This window comes from Pseudomonas sp. AM4(2022) (genome assembly GCF_036346515.1).
In the GTDB taxonomy this organism is placed as follows: Bacteria; Pseudomonadota; Gammaproteobacteria; order Pseudomonadales; family Pseudomonadaceae; genus Aquipseudomonas; species Aquipseudomonas paracarnis.
The window spans coordinates 232,280-254,735 of sequence record NZ_JAOTNW010000001.1 but is presented as its reverse complement, the minus strand read 5'-3'; the positions used below and the strand labels follow the sequence as shown (position 1 = coordinate 254,735).

The 22,456-nt window shown below is 60.6% G+C and carries 23 protein-coding genes; 12 read left to right on the top strand and 11 right to left on the bottom strand.

The features are described 5' to 3' along the window. Window positions 1-30 precede the first annotated feature (30 nt). From ODQ19_RS01130 to ODQ19_RS01120, 3 genes are read left to right on the top strand one after another with little or no spacing between them, the layout of a single operon-like run. Window positions 31-1,212, top strand: coding sequence for an amino acid ABC transporter permease (locus tag ODQ19_RS01130; RefSeq protein ID WP_330209144.1), 1,182 nt, complete (start codon window positions 31-33; stop codon window positions 1,210-1,212). Window positions 1,213-1,222: 10 nt separating this feature from the next. After that, the gene (locus ODQ19_RS01125; protein WP_116667223.1) at window positions 1,223-2,320 is read left to right on the top strand and encodes an amino acid ABC transporter permease; all 1,098 of its coding nucleotides are present in this window, start codon (window positions 1,223-1,225) and stop codon (window positions 2,318-2,320) included. A gap of 11 nt (window positions 2,321-2,331) precedes the next feature. After that, a complete protein-coding gene (locus tag ODQ19_RS01120) occupies window positions 2,332-3,096 on the top strand; it encodes an amino acid ABC transporter ATP-binding protein (RefSeq protein WP_003188759.1) in 765 nt (254 codons plus the stop codon). A gap of 59 nt (window positions 3,097-3,155) precedes the next feature. Here the strand turns inward: ODQ19_RS01120 and ODQ19_RS01115 are convergent, their stop codons facing one another. Then, window positions 3,156-3,644, bottom strand: coding sequence for a type II toxin-antitoxin system MqsA family antitoxin (locus ODQ19_RS01115; RefSeq protein ID WP_003188761.1), 489 nt, complete (start codon window positions 3,642-3,644; stop codon window positions 3,156-3,158). Then, entirely contained in the window at window positions 3,641-3,952 is a 312-nt protein-coding gene (locus ODQ19_RS01110) for a type II toxin-antitoxin system MqsR family toxin (protein WP_120248696.1), read from the bottom strand. The genes ODQ19_RS01115 and ODQ19_RS01110 overlap by 4 nt, the downstream gene beginning before the upstream one ends. A 159-nt stretch (window positions 3,953-4,111) precedes the next feature. On the opposite strand from ODQ19_RS01110, the gene ODQ19_RS01105 reads away from it, so the two are divergent. Both ODQ19_RS01105 and ODQ19_RS01100 read left to right on the top strand, forming a co-directional pair. Beyond that, a complete protein-coding gene (locus tag ODQ19_RS01105) occupies window positions 4,112-4,771 on the top strand; it encodes a FadR/GntR family transcriptional regulator (RefSeq protein ID WP_330209143.1) in 660 nt (219 codons plus the stop codon). Beyond that, window positions 4,761-6,026: a CynX/NimT family MFS transporter gene (locus ODQ19_RS01100; RefSeq protein ID WP_330209142.1), complete on the top strand. Its 1,266-nt coding sequence runs from the start codon at window positions 4,761-4,763 to the stop codon at window positions 6,024-6,026. The genes ODQ19_RS01105 and ODQ19_RS01100 overlap by 11 nt, the downstream gene beginning before the upstream one ends. Here the strand turns inward: ODQ19_RS01100 and ODQ19_RS01095 are convergent. The 8 genes from ODQ19_RS01095 to ODQ19_RS01060 all read right to left on the bottom strand — a co-directional run bounded on the left by ODQ19_RS01095 (window position 6,023) and on the right by ODQ19_RS01060 (window position 13,719). Continuing rightward, on the bottom strand, window positions 6,023-6,664 hold the full coding sequence (locus tag ODQ19_RS01095) for a DUF1120 domain-containing protein (protein ID WP_330209141.1): 642 nt from the start codon (window positions 6,662-6,664) through the stop codon (window positions 6,023-6,025). The genes ODQ19_RS01100 and ODQ19_RS01095 overlap by 4 nt on opposite strands. A gap of 11 nt (window positions 6,665-6,675) precedes the next feature. After that, complete coding sequence (locus ODQ19_RS01090; RefSeq protein ID WP_442962716.1) at window positions 6,676-7,815, bottom strand: DUF1120 domain-containing protein; 1,140 nt, start codon at window positions 7,813-7,815, stop codon at window positions 6,676-6,678. 11 nt (window positions 7,816-7,826) lie between these two features. Then, on the bottom strand, window positions 7,827-10,262 hold the full coding sequence (locus tag ODQ19_RS01085) for a fimbria/pilus outer membrane usher protein (RefSeq protein WP_330209140.1): 2,436 nt from the start codon (window positions 10,260-10,262) through the stop codon (window positions 7,827-7,829). Window positions 10,263-10,381: 119 nt separating this feature from the next. Then, a complete protein-coding gene (locus tag ODQ19_RS01080; RefSeq protein WP_442962715.1) occupies window positions 10,382-11,074 on the bottom strand; it encodes a fimbria/pilus chaperone family protein in 693 nt (230 codons plus the stop codon). Between the two features lie 28 nt (window positions 11,075-11,102). Beyond that, complete coding sequence (locus ODQ19_RS01075; protein ID WP_330209139.1) at window positions 11,103-11,786, bottom strand: DUF1120 domain-containing protein; 684 nt, start codon at window positions 11,784-11,786, stop codon at window positions 11,103-11,105. Between the two features lie 3 nt (window positions 11,787-11,789). Next, window positions 11,790-12,410, bottom strand: a complete 621-nt coding sequence (locus ODQ19_RS01070) for a DUF1120 domain-containing protein (RefSeq protein WP_330209138.1) — start codon at window positions 12,408-12,410, stop codon at window positions 11,790-11,792. A gap of 12 nt (window positions 12,411-12,422) precedes the next feature. Further along, the gene (locus tag ODQ19_RS01065; RefSeq protein ID WP_330209137.1) at window positions 12,423-13,037 is read right to left on the bottom strand and encodes a DUF1120 domain-containing protein; all 615 of its coding nucleotides are present in this window, start codon (window positions 13,035-13,037) and stop codon (window positions 12,423-12,425) included. A 46-nt stretch (window positions 13,038-13,083) separates the two neighbouring features. Further along, window positions 13,084-13,719 carry a DUF1120 domain-containing protein gene (locus tag ODQ19_RS01060; protein WP_330209136.1) on the bottom strand — a complete coding sequence of 212 codons (636 nt, stop codon included), beginning with the start codon at window positions 13,717-13,719 and terminating at the stop codon, window positions 13,084-13,086. Window positions 13,720-14,060: 341 nt separating this feature from the next. Between ODQ19_RS01060 and ODQ19_RS01055 the strand changes: the two genes are divergently transcribed. The 7 genes from ODQ19_RS01055 to dacB all read left to right on the top strand — a co-directional run bounded on the left by ODQ19_RS01055 (window position 14,061) and on the right by dacB (window position 21,647). After that, window positions 14,061-14,879: a response regulator gene (locus ODQ19_RS01055; protein WP_330209135.1), complete on the top strand. Its 819-nt coding sequence runs from the start codon at window positions 14,061-14,063 to the stop codon at window positions 14,877-14,879. A 198-nt stretch (window positions 14,880-15,077) separates the two neighbouring features. Next, window positions 15,078-15,713, top strand: a complete 636-nt coding sequence (locus tag ODQ19_RS01050; protein WP_330209134.1) for a response regulator transcription factor — start codon at window positions 15,078-15,080, stop codon at window positions 15,711-15,713. A 231-nt stretch (window positions 15,714-15,944) separates the two neighbouring features. Beyond that, on the top strand, window positions 15,945-16,589 hold the full coding sequence (locus ODQ19_RS01045; RefSeq protein ID WP_330209133.1) for a DUF1120 domain-containing protein: 645 nt from the start codon (window positions 15,945-15,947) through the stop codon (window positions 16,587-16,589). 100 nt (window positions 16,590-16,689) lie between these two features. Next, on the top strand, window positions 16,690-17,160 hold the full coding sequence (locus ODQ19_RS01040) for a nuclear transport factor 2 family protein (RefSeq protein WP_330209132.1): 471 nt from the start codon (window positions 16,690-16,692) through the stop codon (window positions 17,158-17,160). A gap of 37 nt (window positions 17,161-17,197) precedes the next feature. Further along, window positions 17,198-17,479, top strand: coding sequence for a GIY-YIG nuclease family protein (locus ODQ19_RS01035; protein WP_330209131.1), 282 nt, complete (start codon window positions 17,198-17,200; stop codon window positions 17,477-17,479). 127 nt (window positions 17,480-17,606) lie between these two features. Next, window positions 17,607-20,021, top strand: coding sequence for a TonB-dependent siderophore receptor (locus tag ODQ19_RS01030; protein ID WP_330209130.1), 2,415 nt, complete (start codon window positions 17,607-17,609; stop codon window positions 20,019-20,021). 168 nt (window positions 20,022-20,189) lie between these two features. Next, window positions 20,190-21,647 carry a D-alanyl-D-alanine carboxypeptidase/D-alanyl-D-alanine endopeptidase gene (gene dacB / locus ODQ19_RS01025; protein WP_330209129.1) on the top strand — a complete coding sequence of 486 codons (1,458 nt, stop codon included), beginning with the start codon at window positions 20,190-20,192 and terminating at the stop codon, window positions 21,645-21,647. A gap of 1 nt (window position 21,648) precedes the next feature. Here the strand turns inward: dacB and ODQ19_RS01020 are convergent, their stop codons facing one another. Next, a complete protein-coding gene (locus ODQ19_RS01020; protein WP_330209128.1) occupies window positions 21,649-22,428 on the bottom strand; it encodes an IclR family transcriptional regulator in 780 nt (259 codons plus the stop codon). Between the last annotated feature and the right edge of the window lie 28 nt (window positions 22,429-22,456).

Genomic DNA, 22,456 nt, shown 5'->3' with positions numbered 1-22,456 from the left:
TGTTCTGTTCCATTATTTTCGGGGCACTTCATGCAAAATCAAATCGGCGCACCCAAGCAGAAGCTCAGCTTCAGCGACCCCAAAGTGCGTGCGTGGCTGTTCCAGATCATCACGATCGTGGCGGTGGTCTCGCTGGGCTGGTACCTGTTCCATAACACTCAGACCAACCTGCAACACCGGGGCATTACCTCGGGTTTCGACTTTCTTGAGCGCAGTGCTGGGTTCGGCATCGCGCAGCACTTGATCGACTACACCGAATCGGACAGCTATGCCCGGGTGTTTGTCATCGGCCTGCTCAACACTTTGCTGGTGACCGTCATCGGTGTGGTGCTGGCAACCCTGCTCGGCTTCATCATCGGCGTGGCGCGCTTGTCGCCCAACTGGATGATCAACAAGCTCGCGACGGTGTACGTGGAGGTGTTCCGCAATATTCCGCCGCTGTTGCAGATCCTGTTCTGGTACTTCGCGGTGTTCCTGACCATGCCAGGGCCGCGCAACAGCCATAACTTCGGTGACACCTTCTTTGTCAGCAGCCGTGGCCTGAACATGCCGGCAGCGCTGGCGGCCGACGGGTTCTGGCCGTTTGTGGCCAGCCTGGTGGTCGCTATCGTTGCCATCGTGCTGATGACCCGCTGGGCCAACAAGCGCTTTGAAGCGACGGGGATTCCTTTCCATAAATTCTGGGCGGGCCTGGCGCTGCTGGTGGTAATCCCGACGCTGTGCGTGTTGATCTTCGGCACGCCGCTGCATTGGGAAATGCCCAAGCTTGCGGGCTTCAACTTCGTCGGCGGCTGGGTGCTGATCCCGGAATTGCTGGCGTTGACCTTGGCGTTGACGGTGTACACGGCAGCGTTCATTGCCGAGATCGTGCGCTCGGGCATCAAGTCCGTCAGCCATGGCCAGACCGAAGCGGCACGTTCACTGGGCCTGCGCCCGGGGCCGACGCTGCGCAAGGTCATCATCCCGCAAGCGTTGCGCGTGATCATTCCGCCGCTGACCAGCCAATACCTGAACCTGGCGAAAAACTCGTCGTTGGCCGCCGGTATCGGTTATCCGGAAATGGTTTCGCTGTTTGCCGGCACGGTGCTCAACCAGACCGGCCAGGCCATTGAAGTCATTGCCATCACCATGAGCGTGTACCTGGCGATCAGCATCAGCATTTCCCTGCTGATGAACGGGTACAACAAGCGCATTGCGCTGATCGAGCGGTGAGGACACACCCATGACTACGCATACGTTCAAACCTGACATGCCACCGCCGAGCAAAGTCTTCGGGCCGGTGGCCTGGATGCGCGCCAACTTGTTCTCGAGCTGGCTCAATACACTGCTGACCTTGCTGGCGATCTACCTGGTGTACCTGGTGGTGCCACCGATCCTGCACTGGGCCATCCTCGATGCCAACTGGGTGGGCACCACCCGCGCCGACTGCACCAAGGAGGGCGCCTGCTGGGTGTTTATCCAACAGCGCTTCGGGCAGTTCATGTATGGCTATTACCCTGTCGACCTGCGCTGGCGCGTGGACATGACGGTATGGCTGGCCATCGTCGGCGTGGCGCCGTTATTCATCGCGCGTTTCCCACGCAAGGCGATCTACGGCCTGGGCTTTCTGGTGCTGTACCCGATCATCGCCTACTGCTTGCTGCACGGCGGCGTGTTCGGCCTGAGCAACGTGGCGACCAGCCAATGGGGCGGCCTGATGCTGACTCTGGTGATCGCCACCGTGGGCATCGCCGGCGCCTTGCCGCTGGGCATTGTGCTGGCGCTGGGACGGCGTTCGAACATGCCCGCCATTCGGGTGGTCTGCGTGACCTTCATCGAGTTCTGGCGCGGCGTGCCGTTGATCACCGTGCTGTTCATGTCTTCGGTGATGCTGCCGCTGTTCCTGCCTGAAGGCATGAACTTCGACAAGCTGCTGCGGGCGTTGATCGGTGTGATCCTGTTCCAGTCGGCCTATGTGGCCGAGGTGGTGCGCGGTGGCTTGCAGGCGATTCCCAAGGGGCAATACGAAGCGGCTGCGGCGATGGGCCTGGGTTACTGGCGCAGCATGGGCCTGGTGATCCTGCCGCAAGCCTTGAAGATGGTGATACCGGGCATCGTCAATACGTTCATCGCACTGTTCAAGGACACCAGCCTTGTGATCATCATCGGCCTGTTCGACCTGCTCAACAGCGTCAAGCAAGCCGCCGCCGACCCCAAATGGCTGGGCATGGCCACTGAAGGCTACGTGTTCGCCGCCCTGGTGTTCTGGATTTTCTGTTTTGGTATGTCGCGCTATTCCATGCATCTGGAACGCAAGCTCGACACTGGCCACAAGCGTTAGGAGTTTTTTTGATGAGCGAAGCAATCAAACAGCCTGTGAGCCCTGAAGGCATTATCCAGATGCAGGGCGTCAACAAGTGGTACGGCCAGTTCCATGTGTTGAAAGACATCAACCTCAACGTCAAGCAGGGCGAGCGTATCGTGCTGTGCGGCCCGTCGGGCTCGGGCAAGTCCACCACCATTCGCTGCCTCAACCGCCTGGAAGAGCACCAGCAAGGCCGCATCGTGGTCGATGGCGTGGAGCTGACCAACGACCTCAAGCAGATCGAAGCGATCCGCCGTGAAGTGGGCATGGTGTTCCAGCACTTCAACCTGTTCCCACACCTGACTATCCTGCAAAACTGCACGCTGGCGCCGATGTGGGTACGCAAGATGCCCAAGCGCAAGGCCGAGGAAATTGCCATGCACTACCTTGAGCGTGTACGCATTCCAGAGCAGGCCCACAAGTTTCCGGGGCAACTGTCCGGCGGCCAGCAACAGCGTGTGGCCATCGCCCGTGCCTTGTGCATGAAACCGAAAATCATGCTGTTCGACGAGCCGACCTCGGCACTCGACCCGGAAATGGTGAAAGAGGTTCTGGACACCATGATTGGCCTGGCCGAAGACGGCATGACCATGTTGTGCGTGACTCACGAAATGGGCTTTGCGCGCACCGTGGCCAACCGCGTGATCTTCATGGACAAGGGTGAGATCGTTGAACAGGCGGCACCGAATGACTTCTTTGATAACCCGCAGAATGAGCGGACCCGGTTGTTCTTGAGCCAGATACTGCATTGATGGAAGGTTAAAAAACAAACCCGGCCTGGTGCCGGGTTTGTTTTTGCCTGTTGATCTGCTCAGGAGGCTTGGGCCGCAAGTTGTTGCTCATCTTTTGCTATGAGCAGGCGATTGAGGTCATCGCCGACATTGAGCGCCTCGATCTCGGCTAGTAGATGCGGATGCTTATCCAGTAGGCGCATGAGTGTAAACAATGGTTCAGGAGGGAAAACCTCAGCCCTTTCGTAGCGAGAAAATGAATTTTGCCCACGCACAGTCAAAAGCTTCACGGCGTCCTTCTGAGTGAGATGCAGTTTGCGACGGATTCGCTTCATTTCGGCAGCGATGATTTTTCTGCCATCAATCAATAATTGGTCACTGGCGTCGGAATAACGCTCTGCGCTGTCATCGTCATGATCGAATTCGATTTCCTTACAGACCTGGCATTCCCAGCCCGCGATGTTTGGAATGTCGCGCATCATGCCGCGCGTGTTGATGGTGAAGGTGCGACCTTCGAAATGCTGCATTCCCTCATGGGCTCCGCAATTCACGCATTGTTGGGTTTTCATAAGGTTTTCTCCTTGAAGGAGATTACGGGAGCTCCACCGCTTGAGCGGTAAGTCACCTTGATGTAAATCTCCGTACCGTACATTTTGATGAGATAGACGTCCTGCCATACCCGATGGTCTGAATAGGTTGTCATTGATTTGTACAACATTCGCTTTTCAAGGGCGCAGACCGCCAACCGCATCTGGCCGATACTCAATTCAAGTTGTCGAGCGCTCTCCCGCGCACTTGCCGTAAATGCTCCGTTGCCCAGCCGGATGACTTGCGCCTTGATCAGGGCCAAATCGTAATGAGGTGTGTACTTTTCCATAAGACACCTGAGTCCAATAATTACCCTCTAAGGGTAATTTTACCAATCGAAAATACTGCTCCTTTTCCTGCCTAAGAACCCTAGTGCGTTGCCTTTGTAGGCAACTCCGAATAGCCTGTAGGAAAATTCATCCTATGATTGGACGAAAGCGCTAAACCCATGACAGACATCGCCCCGCTGATCAAACGTTCCCTGGTCGACCAGGCACTGGAGCAACTGCGCCTGCGCATCTCCCAAGGCGTATGGGCCATCGGCGAGCGCCTGCCCACCGAGCCCGAGTTGTCCGCCGAGTTGGGTATCAGCCGTAACACTGTGCGTGAAGCCCTGCGGGTATTGGCCTTCTCGGGTTTGATCGAAGTCCGCCAGGGCGACGGTAGCTATTTGCGTTCGATGACCGACCCGCTGGGCACAATGCGGGCGCTGTCCCATTGCACGCTGGAGCAGGCGCAGGAGACGCGCCAGATTCTGGAAGTGGAGGCCATTGGCCTGGCTGCATTGCGTCGTACCGAAGCGGACCTTGAGGCATTGCGCAAGGCGCTCGACCTCAGCGCCGACCGCTATCACGGTGACCTGGAGGCCTATATCAGCGCCGACCTGATATTCCACCAGCACTTGGTGGATGCGGCGCACAACCCGGCCTTGAGCGAGCTGTACCACTACTTCTCCGCCATTGTCGGCGCGCAACTGCGCCAGACCCTGAACCGCTCACCGCGACGCCAGGCGGTGTTCGACCTGCATGGAGCGCTGCTCGATGCGGTGGAACAACAAGACCCGGACCGCGCCAAATCCCTCTGCCGGCAGTTGATCAATGAACCCTGAAGCCCCACGCAAGACCGAACTCGAAGAACTGTTGATCGACGCCGAAGCTGACGACGACAGCGTGCAGCAGGCGCAGCCGAGCGTGGTTCGGCCATGGCTGCTGTTGCTGGGCCTGGTGTTGGTGGCTTTGAACCTGCGCCCGGCCTTGTCGAGCCTGTCGCCGTTGCTGGCAGAGGTTTCGAGCAGTTTGGGCTTGTCCGCCGCCAAGGCCGGTTTGCTGACCACTTTGCCGGTGCTGTGCCTGGGCCTGTTTGCACCCACCGCGCCGATGCTGGCACGGCGTTTCGGCGCCGAGCGCGTAGTGCTCGGCATCCTGCTGACCCTGGCCGCGGGGATCATCCTGCGCAGTTCGTTCGGTGAGGTGGGGTTGTTCCTCGGTAGCCTGGTTGCAGGCGCCAGCATTGGCATCATCGGCGTGTTGCTGCCGGGTATCGTCAAGCGCGATTTCGCCAGGCAGGCCGGCGCCATGACCGGTGTCTACACCATGGCGTTGTGCTTGGGCGCCGCCATGGCGGCCGGTGCCTCCGTGCCACTGAGCCACGCCTTTGGCGACAGTTGGAAGATCGGCCTGGGCTTCTGGATTCTGCCGGCCCTGGTGGCGGCCCTGGTCTGGTTGCCCCAGGTTGGGCAGAAGCACGGAGCCCATCGTGTGGCCTATCGAGTGAAGGGTTTATTGCGCGATCCGCTGGCCTGGCAGGTCACCCTGTACATGGGCCTGCAGTCGTCACTGGCCTACATCGTGTTCGGCTGGTTGCCGTCGATCCTGATCGGCCGCGGCCTGAGCGCGACCGAAGCCGGGTTGGCGCTGTCGGGCTCGATCATCGTGCAACTGCTCAGCTCCCTGGCCGCACCGTGGCTGGCGACGCGGGGCAAGGACCAACGCCTGGCGATCGTGGTGGTGATGCTGCTGACGCTCGGCGGCTTGTTCGGGTGCCTGTACGCGCCGCTGGATGGCCTGTGGGGTTGGGCAATTGTGCTGGGCCTGGGGCAGGGTGGTACGTTCAGCCTGGCGCTGACCCTGATCGTGTTGCGTTCACGCGATTCCCATGTGGCGGCCAACCTGTCGAGCATGGCCCAAGGCATCGGCTACACCCTGGCCTCCCTCGGCCCTTTCGCGGTCGGCCTAGTGCATGACTGGACCGGCGGCTGGACGGCTATCGGCTGGATCTTCGCCGTGATCGGCCTGGGCGCCATCGTCGCGGGCCTCGGCGCCGGACGTGCGCGCTATGTGCAAGTCACCAGCGAGAAAGTCTAGAGATACACCACTTCCAGCGTGGCCGAGCCATCGAGCGGTGTTTCCACGCTCAAGTCCAGATTCTTGCGCGCATTGATCACGGTCTGCACCGTGACGATGCCTCCCAGGATAGCGATTGCCATGGGCCCGCTGACGCTGCCCTCGACATCTGTGAAGCCCAGGTAACTCCTGGAACCGATGTCGATGGGGTTGAGGTTGGAGGTTCGCCACGCCAGGCCACCGGTGGTGGATTCGGTGCCGTAGATCTGTGCGGTGTTGCTGGCCTGCGTCTGCCGAGGGTCGAAGGTCATGGAGTAGACCCCCAGGCGGTTGCCGCTGTTATCGAACCCCAGGCCGTAGTAAATCTCGCTGCTGACCATGGCCGAGCCGTCGCGGTTGTCAGCCATGCGCAAGGCATAGCGCACGGGGCCGTTGCAGGCAATGCCGATGTGCAGGTTCTTGACAGGCAGGCGCGTGGCGGTCTCCAGGTTCAGATCTTGTTGGGCAATCTTGCCGTAGTCGATCAGGCCGCCGCTGGAGAGTTGTGGCAAGCAGGCGGCGGGAATGATCAGGCCCTCGACGCTCAGGTCAACTGTGGAGGCCGCCAGTGCCTGGGCGCTGCCGCATAAAAACAGGCTGCAAAGAAGGTGTCTTTTCATGATGCGAACTCCTACAAGTAGACGATTTCGATAGTGCCGGACCCATTGATGCGCACGACATCACGCAGATCCAGGCTTTGCATGGGCGCCAGATACGTCTTGATGCGCATCGTGCCGGTCAGTGTCTGGATGGACACCGGCCCGGTGGTGACCCCCGTCTTGTCGGTAAAACCCAGCAGGCTGTTGGCCGCCATGGGGATCTGCCGGGCGGTGGAACTGCTCCACGCCACGCCATTGCTGGTGGAGTCGGTGCGGTACAAGGTGGGAAAGCTATCGGCGCTGAATTCCCCCGGGTCGATGGTCAAATAAAAACGCCCGATTTTGTTACGGCTGGCGTCCAGGTCCAGTCCATAGGCTGTTTCATCAGTGCCGCCGGTGGCCGAACCGTCGCGGTTGTCTTTCATGCGCAGGCCAAAGCGGATCGGCGCGTCGCAGCTCACGTTCAGGCGCAGCGTACGGGTGGGCAGGGGTGTTTCGTTGGTGGCGCTGAGGTCCTTGGCGTACAACGTGCCATAGTCGACCACGCCGTGGTCCGACAGTGTCGGCAGGCAAGCAACGGGCGCAAAGTGCGCGCGCAGCGTCAGTTCCCGGTAGCGGCCGTGGCTCGCGCCGTACAGCATTCCAGAAACTTCCCAGGTAGTTGCGTCTCTGGCTTGTATTGCCGCCGCACCGGCCCAGGCGCGTAGCGTCAGTTGCAACGAAAGGGTTTTGCCCATGAGCACGGCACCTTGTTCAATCGGTGCGATGCCATGCCCGGGACGCCATTCCAGTACCGTTGCACTCATCACGGGGGGCTGGCCGGCAGCGGTCAGCAAGCCCAATTCAACGGCGCGACCGTCGAGCACGGCATTGCCGACCTCGATGGCATAGCTGCCGTGTTCGGTAAATTGCAGGCGCTGCGGGGTGGCAGCCAGCGCCCGATAGAAGAGGCTTAGGTCTTCGGCCTGCGGGCAGTTGACGTTCACGCTCAGGCGGCGCTCACCGAGCAAGCGTTCCGGCGCGCCGTCGTGTTGCGCCAGGCGGCTCATCAGGCCGAAATCTACCAGCGTTTCACTGACGTTCAGTTGGCATTCTTCCAAGGCTTGGGCCGTGCCGGCAATGCCGAGCAGTAGCCACATACAGAGTGAGCGCATACAGGTTGCAAGGGGCATGACAGAAATCCTCAAGGTACGTGGCAACGTGCGGGAGCCGATTCGAAGTACACCGACGGATCGGCTTTGGCTGCCAGTTGGTAGCGCAACTGGCAACGGCCTCCCTGGGGTGTGGTTATCCACAGCGTCGTTTGATCCAGTACGTTGGGCAGAAAGACCTGGCTGCCGTCCTGCACCAAGGTCACAAACTCGCCACTGGCACTGCTGACGGAGGCGCCCGCAGGCAGCGGCTCACCGTCGTCGTGACTGACGGTGAGCAACACACGGCGGGTCAAACCGACGCCGAACTCGACCCTGTCCACCGCGCCGCGTCCGGCCGAGATCATTGCCAGGCCATTGTTGATATCGGCATTGCGCGGCAGCGAGCGGGTCTGGACTTCTACCGGGCTGCGCCCGTACGCGGCCACTTGCGGCACCACGGCCTGGCCTTGCCAATCGGTCCAGACCGGCCCGCTGGGGGTGCTGAGCTTGATGCCGCTCATGTCGCCGACGGACACCAGGGCAAAGGTGTCGCGCACCGGGTAGGGGGAAAGGGTCACGCCGCCACCGTGCATCACCACTGCGCCGCGGGCACCCCCTTGATAGCTGGAGCGCTCGGCATCGGAACGACTGTAGCTGAAGTCGAGTTGGCTGTAGCGTGGCAAGGCCGAGACGCCGACGGTGGTTTCCACCTGATGATCGCTGCTGTCATGTTCGGCGCTGACCCGGTAGCTGAGCTGGTCGTCGATCTGTTCGGTTACGCCCATGCCGGTGCGGTTTTCGCCGCCGGAGTTGCGTACCCAACTGCGCAGTCGGCGACTCTCGCCCAGCGGCACGCTGATGTTGAGGTAAACCGCGTTATCTTGTTGCTGGCTGCCGCCCATTTGCCATTCGGCGCTGGCTGACAAAGACACCGCGCCAATACTGGTGCCCCAGGATGCCAATGCGCGGCTGCTGCTGTCGCCGGCGAAGTTGGATGAGCGCGAAACCCCGGCGCTGAATGCACCCAGTATTGGGTGCGACCACCCCAGGTTGAGGCTTTGCTGGTCGCGGTAGCGTGAAGCGCGATTGCGGTCGTCGCGCTCGTAGGTGCTCTCTTCCAGTTCGCGGTAGCCGGGGCTGCGCCAGGAATTGGCGGCGCTGAATGACCACTGTTCGTTGAGGCGCTGGGACCAGGAAAGATCGGTTTGCACACCGGAGACTTTTTCACGCGCCTGGGTGTTGGACACTTGCGTGGACAGTTGGACCTGACTGTCCAGCCAGGGAATCCAGCCCAGGCTGGCGCCCACCGAGCGGTATTCGCTGGCCGCCAGCACGCCGCTGCCCAAGGTCACTTGAGGATGCAGGGCGCCTGTCCAGCCGGCACTGACCACCCATGGATCATCCCCTTTGGCGTCGCCGACATTACGTACCCGGCCCGCCGCCACGGAGTAACCCGGCGCTGGCAAACCGAGTCCCAGCATGGCCGCCGGCACAGTGAAGCGTCGCTCACCGCCGACACTTTCCTTGACCGTGACCTCCACATCCGAGCGCGTATTCAACCGGCGCACATCGGTCAGGGCAAAGGGGCCGGCAGGCACCACGGTGGAGTGAATCAACGCACCGTTCTGCCGCACTTCGACCTGGGCGGGACTGTTGGCGATACCTTGGATCAGCGCGCCCTGGCCCTGCTCCTGAAGGGCGTGTTCGGTGAGCACTTGCACCCCGGTGATCTGTGCGCCCGATAGCACCGGGTTGTACAGGTTGATCTGGCCGGCCTGCAGCACTGCCCGATGGCTGGCGAAGGTGCGTTGAGCATAGGCTTCCAAGTGGGTGCTGCGTGACAGGCCATCCTGCCAGGTCTGCACCTGGCGACTGCGCACGATCCAGTCGCCGGCATTGAAACCCACCTCGGTATTGGCCGAGCCAAACCGGCTGGCGTCATCGCCGAAGCGGTTGTAGAAGCCGCTGAGGTCGTAATTGAGTAGAGCGGCAAATCCGCCGGTTTCGTAGCCGGAAATATCCTGCTGCACCGGGCGCAGCGCTTCGGTGGGCACCACCAGGGATACCGTCAGTGTCGCCGGATCCGGCTCCACCAGGCTTTGCGGATATTGCCCAAGGAAGTCCTGGCAACCTTCGGTTTCACTGGGCCGCTGCAGGTTGGCGGCGTCCAGCAAGGCCCGGTCAAAGCACAGGTTGCCCTGCTGATCAAAGCTGACATCGTGCTGACCGCGTCGCTCGCCATTGACCCGCAGGTGGACGGTATGTCGCCCGGCGACGAAGCGCGGTGCGGCCAGCAACAGGCTGGCCAGCTGTGGGTCGATGCCACGTTGATGCAAGGTCTGGGTGTCGAAGCCGGCCGGGCTCGAATCATCGGCCCAGGCTTTGGTCGACAGCACTGCGCAGAGCAGCAACGCCAACGGCAAAGGCGGCCTGGCAAGGATGGCGGGCACGGCTTCGCCGTCACGGTAACTCAATACTGTTATCACGCAAGGTACTCTTGTAATGAACACTCAGGCCGTGTGCGCCCGGCGTCCTGGTGACGGTCGATATGCCGTCACTTCGTTATCCAGGCGTCGGTCGATGGTGCGACGCCTGTGGTTTTCCGTCAGAGGGTGATCGGTGCGTCGTAGGCCTTGACCGCAAAGCCATACACCGTGGCCGGCTGCAGCCTGACTGTGCTGGCCCGGCCACCGCTGGCCGGTACGCTGATGGCTTCGCCCGGCAGCACGTAGGTGCGCGGCAGCATGGCTTTGCCGTTACCTGGCAACAGCAGCAGCTCCTGCGCCAGGCGCACCACATAGGGTGTGTCATTGCGCACCTGCAATTGGCCGTCGCGCAGGGTCCAGGTCAGGTCGGTCCACGGTGTGCGGTTCGGCGCCAGGCCTTTGGGGTGCACGATTACCGGCAGGTTCTGGCGCACCGTCACGCCCACGCGGGCATGCCCGGCGGCAGTGGCGGCGCGACCTTGCGGCATGCCTTCGAACACGGCGCGTTTGAGTCGCTGAGTGAGCAGCGGCTGCTGGTTCTGCAGGATGAACCGCACCAGCTGGGATTTGGACGCCTCAACCCGTGACAGCGGTGGTGTCACCACCAGCAATGGTTCGGTGTCTTCTGGAATATCCAGCAAGGTCACATGCAGCAGCGCGAGCTGGCTGTCGGTGTTGGTCACCGACACGGCGGCTTCGTGCACGATTACCACGGAGGTGTCGGGTACCATGCCATCGGCTTTTACTGGATTACCCAGCACCAGTAGCAGGGCCAGGAGGCCGACGGCGGTGTTTGAGCGTGTCATGGTCATGACGGTTTTCCATTAGGCGATAGTTGGGTCAGAGGTAGCGCAAATCCAGCACAATGGAGCCGTCCAGAGGGACTTCCTGGTCCAGTGTCAGGTACTGCGAAAAGTTGATGGCCGTGTCCACCTGCAGCCTGACTAGCAACTGGCTGATGAACTCCGGCTGACGGTCACCGGGCGGCGCGAAGGCCATGTAGGAACGTGGGTAGGCATTGGGGTCTTGTGACCAGGTCTCGCCGCTGTTGATGGAGGCCAGTACCTGCAGCGGCTGTGAGTCGCCCAGGGCGTCGCGATAGGACAACGCTACGGAACCGAGACGCTCCTCAAGGGCGTGTATGTTTCTTCCCAGCCCATAGAAGTAGTCGGGCGCCAGTGACGACTCGGCACGATTGTCGATGCCCACCAGTGCAAACAGCATGGGCCGGGTGCACAGCACGTGCAGATCAAGCATCTGGCTGGGCAGCACGGTGAACTCGTCGACGTTGAGGCTGTGGGACGGGATCTTGCCGTGATCGACCATGCCCTCGTCCGTCAGCTCGATATGACAGGAGTCCGGTGTGACCCGGCCGGTTACCGTGAGGTCGACGAACGAGCCCGCGTGTGCCTCGAACGCGATGAGCAGGCACAGTACGGCGGCACAGAGACGGGCGGGTGCAGCCAACACAGGCATCGGCAGGCGCAGCCCATGCCTGTCAATGTTCAAGGGATGGGCCGCCATGGGTTAAAGGTACTTCACTTCAAGGGTGGCGGAGCCGTCGATGGTGACCTCATTGCTCAGGTCCAGGCCATCGGCGCGAAAAATAAAGGTCTGGACGTCCAGATCGACACGCAGGTCTTTGACCGGCAGCGGCTGCGTATCGTCATCCATCGAGGCGACCGACATGTACAGACCCGGATCCCAGAATTTCTCGCGGTACCAGGTATTGCCCTGGTCACCCGAGGCAATCGGTTGCACCACTACGCCGCCTTCGGCGACCGGGTTGACCAACGTGAGGCTGTATCCGCCCAGTCGTTGGGTGTCGTTGATGAAGCCCAATCCGTAGCTCAACGAAGAACCTGACGCTGTGCGGTTATCAATCGAGTGCAGAGCAAACTGGATCGGCGCGTCGCAATTGACCGCCATGCTCAGTGTGTTGTTGCCGATAATCGTATTTTTGTCCGGGTTCAGGTCCTTGGCGGAAATCTTGCCGTGGTCGATTACGCCACCACCGGACAGGCTCGGTGTACAGGCGCTGGGCACGATCAGGCCTTTGACGGTCAGGTCAACGGTGGACGCGGCGAAGGTGGCGGCCGAGTTGAGCAGCAAAAGGCTGGCGGCCAGGGTGGTCAAGCGGGTTTTCATGGTGCGGGTTCCTTAGAGGTAATTGACTTGCACAGTGGCGTGACCGTCGATGGGGACTTCGTCGGTAAGCGTCAGGTCGTTGGCGGGTGCAATGTGGGTGATCAGGCGTATCTCGGCGTCCAGTTCCTGGATCGCAATGGGGGTGACGTCGTCGTTGTTGGCAACCGCCGTGAGCAAGGTGTGACTGAGCATCACAGAGGGCATCCAGGTCGAGCCGCCATCCCTTGAGGTAATGGTGCGCACCGGTACGCCGTCGGCGATCGGGCTGTAGAGGCCAAGCCCCGCGTCGCCGACTTTCTCATCGTTGGCCGTGGTGCCCAGGCCGTGCCAGCTGAAGTGGCTGGCAGCCGTGCCCGGGCGGTTATCGATGGTGTTGAGGGTAAAAAAAGTCGGCCCGTCGCAACGCACGCTCAAGCGCATGGTTTCCCTGGGCAAGTCGGTATAGGTGTGGGTATTGAGGTCTTTGACCGACACCTTGCCGAAGTCGACAATGCCACCGCCGGAGACCACCGGGGCGCAGGCGCTGGGAGTGATGACGCCCTGGACCAGCAACTCGGTGTTGCTGTTGGCGAATGCTGGCGGGCAGAGCAGCAACATGCCTGTCAGGCTGAACGTGAGTACCTTCATGGTCGAGTGGATATCCTTGGGGGTGGGTTAGAACTTCAAAAGAGAATTACAGGTACAACAGTTCCACGGTGGCGGAGCCGTCGATCGGTTGTTCCTGGGTCAGTGTCAACTCACCGGAAGGGGCGATGTAGGGTTGGATGATCAGGTCACTGCTCAATCTCGTCATTGCGCTGGGTGCCCAGTTGCCGGTGGAGTCGTCGCCGAAAGCGGCGAGCCGTCCGCGCATCCAGATTGCGTCTTCGCTGTTGGCGTCCCAGGTGGCGCCGTTGTCTCTCGAGGCCAGCTTGGTAACCGGCAGGTTGTCCGCAACGTAGTGGGTGAGCAGCATCACAAAGTTGCCGAGCTTCTCTGTTTCATTAATCAAGCCCAGGCCAAACGAATAGCTGGCCTCGGTGCCCGAGCCTGGACGGTTATCTACGGCATTGAGGGCAAACCGTGTGGCAGCCTCACAGGCCACGCCAAATTCAAGAGTGGTGATCGGCAGGGGCGTGGGCTCATTGATGCGCAGATCCTTGGCGGCGATCTTGCCGTAGTCCGCCACGCCGCCCTGGCTCAGGCTCGGGGTGCAGGCGCTGGGGGTGATCAGGCCTTTGACGGTCAGGTCCACGCTGCTGGCGGCGAACGCGAGTGAAGTCATCGTGAGCAGCAAAGCGCTGCTCAGCACGGATACAGAGATCGTCATTTCAATTTTCCATTACGGGCTGGCAGGTGCAGGCGTATGCAGAGCAACCCTCGATCCGCGGTGGGGCAGATTGCTCAGTGACGCTCTGTCGATTTTGCGGTTGTGAGGAGTGGCAAACCGTCCCTCTTTTGGGGTGGGCACAATTTAGCCAGGGAGAGAGGCGGTTGAAATACAACTAATACGACATTGATCAGGTGCGGCGGTCGCCATGAATAAGTGAGGTTTTTCGTAGTTGTTGTATCGGCTTTTAATTGCTCAAAAGGTTATTTGTTTGCGGTCGATAACATTCAAATGGATGTGGCGATTGCTGCTGTCGGATCAATAGTCACGAAGAGGTACTAATGGGTTCGCTTTCAGGTTCAACCGCAGGAGCGAGCCAGCCACTCAAACCGCAGATAACCGTGCCGCGTCATTGGCAACAGTTGAATATTCTGGTCGTAGAGGACCATTCAGCCTACCGCTTGTTACTGGGGTGGCTGTTGCACAAGCTGGGGCTGGGACACGAACTGGTCGCCGACGGGTTCATGGGGCTGGTGGCCTTTACCAGCCGGCCCTTTGACTTGGTGATCAGCGACTGTCAGATGCCATTCATGGACGGTTACAGCATGGCCCGCGCCATCCGCCAGCGTGAGCGCAACCATGGGTTAAAGCGTGTGCCGGTCATTGCCTTGACCGCCAATTTGCAGAACGACAGCCCTCAGCGATGTCTCGACGCCGGAATGGATGCCTGGCTGCTCAAACCGCTGACCCTTGAGCAATTGCATGCCCTATTGGTGCGCTGGTTGCCAGGCTGCGATGTCTCCCAGCCCGACCAGGAGGGCATTGTGCCGGTTGCCAGTTGGCCAACCCGTGCCGCGTTGGTTGCCACGTTCGGCAGCGACGTGGTCGTTGATTCGTTGCTCGAAAGCTTGCTGGTCGAAGCGTGGGAGGACCATCGTGTCTTGCGTCATGCCTGTTCGACCCTGAACGCATCGCTGGCCGCCGAGCGCCTTCATCGCTTGGTGGGTAGTCTGGTGTTCCTGGGGGGCTCCGACCTTGAATCCACGGCTACGCAGTTGATCAGGCAAGTGCAGACCGGTGGTGTTGCAATGCACGCTAGGCATTTGGAAATCTTCCAGGCACGCTTGTGTGCGTGTCTGGAGTACTTATCCAGCATTTGAAGGGCTAACCCGCTGGGCTGTATGCACGGCTGGCGGTCTAGTTTTGGTTGTAGGTATTTTCCTATTGTGTTGTAGTCCGAAAATTAACCACTACTGAATATTGGTCTCGGCTGCAAGCAGCTCTTTGTTAGCAGTTGTTGATGAGCGCTGGCGGGGGTATTTTGCGCGGGTCCAAGTTGCCATCATGCGTGGGTATCTATGCTTCGAGTAATTATTGCTGACGATCATCCTATTGTCCGAGTCGGGCAGAAAGTCGTGATTGAGGCGAATGGCAAGTGCAAAGTAGTGGGTGAAGCCGACGGTCCTGATCAGTTGCTTGGGGTATTGAGCACCACCCCGTGCGATGTGCTCGTCACGGACTTCGCCATGCCGGGCGGCCAGCACGCTGACGGTTATGGCTTGTTGGGACTGCTGCATCGCCAGTATCCGAAGCTGCCGGTGATTCTGGTGACCATGTTCGCCAACGTCGCCACCTTGCGCGCGTCTTTCGCTCACGGTGCCAAGGCGGTTGTCGCCAAAAGCGCTTCGGCCAAGGAACTGCCCCTGGCGATAAAGGCCGTGTGCGCCGGGCAGACCTTTGCCAGCGAGTGCTTGCGAGTGCAACTGGTGGAGGCGGGAACGGGCGACCAATCCCAAGAGCCGCAGTTGTCGGGCAAGGAACGTGAGGTGGTGCGGATGCTGGCCAGCGGCATGACCGTCAGCCAGATCGCAGCACAGGTCAATCGCAGTATTTCAACTATCAGCAAGCAGAAAAGCACCGCCATGCAGCGATTGAGTATTTCTACCGACGTTGACTTGTTTGCTTACGCCCGAGATGCGGGAATGGTGCCTTAGAAAGTTACAGTTTTATGACGGAGCTGAAACTAGCCGGTGTTTTTTTCAATTCGTATTAGTTGTATGGGGCTTTAAAGGGGCTGTCTTTAAAGTAGCCACGGTGCCTTTGCAATATGTGCGATGGCCGTCCCAAAACCCTAGTCTATTAGATGAGTCGAACATGCAGGTTGATGGCGCACGTGCAAGTGCCTTTTGTCCTGTGTAGTTGAACGACCGCAAGTGAGCGCTTATATGCATCCCTCTCGTGTACTTATTACCGCCGCGTTTGTGCTGGCCGGTGTTTCCAATGCAATGGCCGCCTCCAGTGTGGACCTCAGTGTCGTCGGTGTGATCACGCCCTCCGCCTGTACACCCACATTGTCGGGTAATGGGGTGGTCGACCATGGCAAAATCTCGATTCAGGACTTCCCGGATTGGGGCTACAAAGTACTTCCAAAGGCCACACTTCAGCTTGAGGTGATCTGTGATGCGCCGGTACTGATGGCCGTCAAGAGTACGGATAATCGTCCGGGCACTGCAGTTCCGGCGTACTGGGGCCAGCCTGAAGACTTATCACGTTTTGGTCTGGGCCTGACCAGCGCCGGGAAGAAAATCGGTTGGTACGAACTGTCAACGTCTAACGCTACCGCCGACGATAACCCTGTTGGTTTAATCGAGTCCCCGAATGGTAATACCTGGGTGGATGCACCCGACCGGTCGATGTGGCAGCCCGGCTGGATGCGTACCGCCCACGACAGCAGTAGCGCGCCTTTTCCAATGACCAGATTCAGTGCGCAAGTGGGCGTTGCCACGACCCTGACGGAAAAGAGGAATTTGCCGATTGCCGAGGAAGTTTACATAGACGGTAGCGCTACGCTCGACGTCGTCTACCTTTAACGCTGTGGAGGCATCACGCATTCCTTACGGGTAAAGCCATAGCTTTCTGCTGTGACGCGGACTATTGTTCAGCCCCCTGTTCATTGTGCGGAACCTGCTCATGAGTGATGCCCACAACGCCCTGATCACCCAGTTCTACAGCGCCTTCCAGCGGCTGGATGCCGAAGCCATGGCGGCCTGCTACACCGACGACGTGCTGTTCAGTGACCCGGCATTTGGCGAATTGCGCGGTCGGGATGCCGGCGACATGTGGCGCATGCTCACCACGCGAGCCAAGGACTTTTCCCTGGTATTCGATCAAGTGCGCAGCGATGAAACGGGTGGCAGTGCCCATTGGGTGGCGACGTATCTGTTCAGTGCGACGGGCAATACGGTGGTCAACGATATCCAGGCGCGGTTCGTGTTTCGCGACGGCAAGATCTGCGAGCATCACGACCATTTTGACCTGTGGCGTTGGTCGCGCCAGGCATTGGGTGCCAAGGGCCTGTTGCTGGGGTGGACGCCGCTGGTGAAAAACGCCGTGCGCGCGCAGGCCAATAAAGGCCTGAAGGTATTTCAGAGCGGGCGTTGATAGACTGGGCGCTCCCTTGCGTTAACCGAATCAACTTGTGAATACTCCTGAGCCAAAACCCTGGTTTGTCTATTTGGTGCGCGCCGCCAATGGTTCGTTGTATTGCGGCATCAGCAACGACCCTTTGCGCCGGTTTGCCACGCACCAGAGCGGCAAGGGTGCGCGTTTTTTCCTCTCCAGCCCTGCGGTGGCGCTGGTGTACACCGAGCAATGCGAGAGCAAAGGCGAAGCGCTGCGTCAGGAACGCTTGATCAAGAAGTTGAAAAAGAGCGCCAAGGAGTGCCTGGCGGCAAGTGGCTCCCCCACCAACGCCTCCTGAGGACGCGAGGGCGGCTAAACAAAATTATTTGCATAAAAAGGTGAGGTAAACCCTCGACCCATCCGTGTAATGCTTGAAACTGCGATCTATTCGCATTAACAGCGTTTTTCACACGGGTTCTCACAGCATGAAGTCGACGGCGGGCGGTTGGATCAAACAGTGGCTGGGAGCCTCGGCATTAGCGGTATCGGGGCTGGCGTTGTTGCCGCTTGGCATTGCCCAGGCGCAGGAGCAGCAAAGCGCTCAATTCAAGTTTGCCCTGGCGGCCAAGCCATTGCCCCAGGCCCTGAGCGAGTTCAGCCGGATCACCGGTATCAGCGTGATCTACACCGATGAAGCGCCCTACGGCCTCAATGCCCCGGCGGTCAGCGGGCCGATGACTGCAAGCCAGGCGCTGCAACGCCTGTTGAGCCAGTCCGGCTTCACCTTCCGCCAGATCGACGCCCGCACCCTGGCGCTGGAGCCGGTGCCTACCGATGGCGCGGTCAACCTCGGCGCTACTACCATCAGCGGCGCCAACTTCACTCAGGACAGCACCAGCTACCAACCGCCGCCGACCAGTTCGGTAATGCGCTCCCATGGGTTGCTGCTGGAAGCCCCGCAGACCGTCAACGTAGTCCCGGCTCAAGTGCTGCGCGACCAACAACCGCGCAACCTGGATGATGCGCTGGGCAATATCAGCGGCATCACCCAGTCCAATACCCTGGGCAGCACCCAGGACGCGGTGATGCTGCGCGGCTTTGGCGATAACCGTAATGGCTCGATCATGAAGGACGGCATGCCAGTGGTGCAGGGCCGGGCGTTGAATGCCACCGCCGAGCGTGTCGAAGTGCTCAAGGGCCCGTCGTCGCTGTTGTATGGCATCCAGGACCCGGGTGGCGTGGTCAATATCGTCAGCAAAAAGCCTGAGCTGGTGCAGTCCACCTCCCTGACCGCACGCGGTTCGAGCTTCGGCAGCGGCAAGAACGGTAGCGGCGGCAACCTCGACACCACCGGGCCCCTGGGTGACAGCGGCCTGGCTTATCGCCTGATCGTCGACCATGAAGACGAAGATTACTGGCGCAACTACGGCACCCACCGCGAAACCCTGGTGGCGCCGTCCCTGGCCTGGTACGGCGACACCACCCAAGTGGTGCTAGCCTATGAGCACCGCGAATTCCTCGCGCCGTTCGACCGTGGCACCGCCATCGATCCCAAGACCAACCACCCGCTGAACATACCCGCCACCCGCCGTCTGGATGAACCGTTCAACAACATGGAAGGGCGCTCCGATCTGTACCGCCTGAGCGTCGATCATGATCTGAACGACGACTGGAAAGCTCACTTCGGCTACAGCTGGAACCGCGAAACCTACGACGCCAGCCAGGTGCGCGTGGTCAAGGTCAACCCCAACGGCACCCTGACCCGCAGCATGGACGGCACCCAGGGCGCGCTGACCACCGACCGCTTCGCCACCGCCAGCCTCGAAGGCAAGGTCGATGTTGCGGGTATGCAGCACGACCTGGTATTCGGCCTGGACGATGAATATCGCAAGATCTACCGCGCCGACCTGATCCGCCAAGCGCCGCGGGGCACCTTCGATTACAACAACCCGGTGTACGGCAATGAAGTCGCCGGTTCCAAAGTCAGCGCGCCGGACAGCAACCAGACTGACCTGCTGCGCAGCGATTCGCTGTTCTTCCAGGATGCCATCCACCTCAACGACCAATGGATTCTGGTCGGCGGTGCGCGCTATCAGATGTACGATCAATACGCTGGCAAAGGCGTGCCGTTCACCGCCAACACCGATGGCAACGGCCAGAAGTGGGTACCACGGGCCGGGCTGGTGTATCGCTACACCGATGAACTGTCGTTCTACGGCAGCTACACCGAGTCGTTCAAACCCAACTCCACCATCGCGCCACTGGCCAACAAAACCGTGCTGGATGGCAGTCTCGACCCTGAAGAATCCAAGGCCTGGGAGCTGGGCACCAAGTTCGACCTGCCGGGGCGCATCACCGCCAGCGCAGCGTTGTTCACCATCGATAAACGCAACGTGTTGGTGCAGGTGGGCGAGGGCCTGACCTCAGAGTACAGCGTGGCCGGAAAGGTGCGCTCACGCGGTCTGGAGCTGGACGCCAGCGGCCAACTGACGGACAAGTGGAGCCTGATTGGCAGCTATGCCTACACCGATGCCGAGGTTACCGAAGACCCTAAGCTCAAAGGCAATCGCCTGCAGAATGTGGCAAAAAATACCGGCTCGTTGTCGGCGGTGTATGACTTCGGCAGCATCCTGGGTGGTGATCAACTGCGCGTCGGCGCCGGGGCGCGTTATGTCGGCGAGCGGGCAGGGGACGCGGCCAACAGTTTCGAACTGCCCAGCTACACCGTGGCCGATGTGTTCGCCAGCTATGACACAAGGCTTGAGGGGCAGAAGGTCAAGTTCCAGCTCAATGTGAAGAACCTGTTCGACCGCACCTACTACACGTCCTCGGTGAATACGCAGTTTGTGTCCATGGGTGATGCGCGGCAGGTGTCGGTGTCCAGCACCTTGACCTTCTGATTCATTTATCTGTGGGAGCTGGCTTGCCTGCGATGGCATCGGCTGGGTTTGCCTGATACCCCGAGTTGTCTGCATCGCAGGCAAGCCAGCTCCCACAGGAAAGCGGTCGCCACATTGATAGCGAGCTGTTAGCGTTGCCGCCATTGCATGCTTATGGAAAACGCAACGATGCACTTTGGAAAATGGTTACGCACCGGCACCCTGCTGGTCGGTTTGAGTTTTTTACTGGGCGGCTGCGCCAGCGTCTCCCAAACTTCCACTCCGGCAACCCTGGATAAACTGTTGAGCGATCCGGCGTTGCAAGGTGCTACGGTCTCGCTGATGGTACGTGACGCCCGCACGGGCACCACGCTGTATCAGCACAACCCACGCACCCGGTTGGTGCCCGCGTCCAACCTCAAGCTGTTGACCACGGCGGCGGCCATGGATGTGCTGGGGCCGCACTACCGCTTCGCCACCCAACTGCTGAGCAATGGCATACGCCAGGGCGACCGCCTGACCGGCAACCTGTACCTGCGTGGCCTGGGCGACCCGAGTATTCAGTTTGCCGATTACCAGGCGCTGGCCGCGCAATTGGCCAGCCAGGGCGTGCGTCAGGTGCAGGGCGATCTGGTGTTCGACGACACCTGGTTCGACGCTGAGCGGTTGGGTGTCGACTGGTCCCACGATGACGAAACCACCTACTACGGCGCGCAGATTTCGGCGCTGACCGTGGCACCCAATGCGGACTTTGATGCGGGCAGCGTGCTGGTCACGGCCAAGGCGCCAGTGCGGGCCGGCTCGCCGGTGAGTGTCGAGATCTTCCCGCCCACCGATTACCTGCAACTGAGCAACCGCGCCATCAGTGGGCCGGGCAACAGCTATGGGATCAACCGTCGCCATGGCACCAACCTGTTGCAGCTCAGCGGCGCAGTGGCGCCGGGGCGGCAGAGCCAGCAATTGGTCAGCGTCTGGGAGCCAACGCAACTGGTCGCGAATCTATTCGAACAAGCCTTGGCGCAACAGGGCATCACCGTACTGGGGCGTCGAGTGATGGGCGGGGCAAGCCCGGCTGCAGTGACGGTGCTGGCCGAGCACCAATCGGCGCCGTTGCAGGAGTTGATCACGCCGCTGCTCAAGCTTTCGAACAACAACATGTCCGAAGCCTTGCTCAAGGCCATGGGCCGCCAGACCGCCAATAGCGGCACGGCAGCGGCGGGCGCCGTGGCGGTGGCCGGGTTTCTCAAGCGCCAGGGGCTGGACACCAGCACGTTCAGTCAGGTCGACGGCTCCGGCCTCTCGCGGCGCAATCTGGTGTCGTCGCAAACCCTCACCGACCTGCTGCTGACCGCCAGCAAACAGCCGTGGTTCGACGCCTGGTACAACGCGCTGCCGATTGCCGGCAACACCGACCGCATGACCGGCGGCAGCCTGCGCTACCGTCTGCGCGACACGCAGGCGCAAAACAACCTGCACGCCAAGACCGGCTCCATGGGCGGTGTGTCGTCATTGAGTGGTTACATCACCGACGCCGGCGGGCGCAAGCTGGTGTTCGCGATGCTGACCAACAACTACGTGGTGGCCGGCGCGCAGGTCAAGGCGTTGGAGGATCGCGTGGCAGTGGCGCTGTCACGCAACGAGCAGTGATTCAGGGCTGATAGCCCATGCGCCAACTCACGGCCCGGGTCGCCGCCAGCAGGTGCTGCGCCGCCGGGCCATCTTCATCGGCATGGAACAGTGAGGTCGGGCCGACCACGGTCATCACTGCCGCCACTTGCCCGACCGCATTGAACACCGGCGCCGACAACGCATCCACGCCGGGCATCAGCAAGCCATGCACAAAGTGCAGGCCACGGCTGCGGATTTGTTCGCACACGCTGGCATAGGCCTGATCGTCTGCCAAGGTATGAGCGGTGCCGGCTTGAACCTCGCGTTCGCGCAGTTCTACAGTTTCCCGTGACGGCAGGTAAGCGCTGAACACCAGCCCGGTAGACGAGCTGAGCAGCGGCAGCACTGAGCCCAACTGCGTCACCACGGTAACGGCGCGCACTGCCGGTTCGATCTGCACCACGGTCGCGCCCTGGTTGCCCCACACCGCCAGAAAGCAGGTTTCATTCAATTCATCGCGCAGTTCGGCCAGGGGCATGGCGCCGACTTTCAACACATCTATGCTGCCCAGCGCCGCCAGCCCCACTCGCAATGCCTCCCGGCCCAGGCCGTAATGGTTGGTGGCTGCGTTCTGTTCGGCAAAACCCGACGCGATCAGGGCCTGCAAATAGCGGTGGACCTTGCTCGCCGGCATCTGCACATGTTCGGCCAGGCGTGACAACGAGGTGGCCGGGGACAGTTCGGCCAGGGCCTTGAGGATATCGGTGCCGACTTCCGCCGAGCGGACTTTCTGTTTACCGGTGTCGCGGGGCTTTTCCATGGAAGGGCGAGAATCCGAAAGATGAATG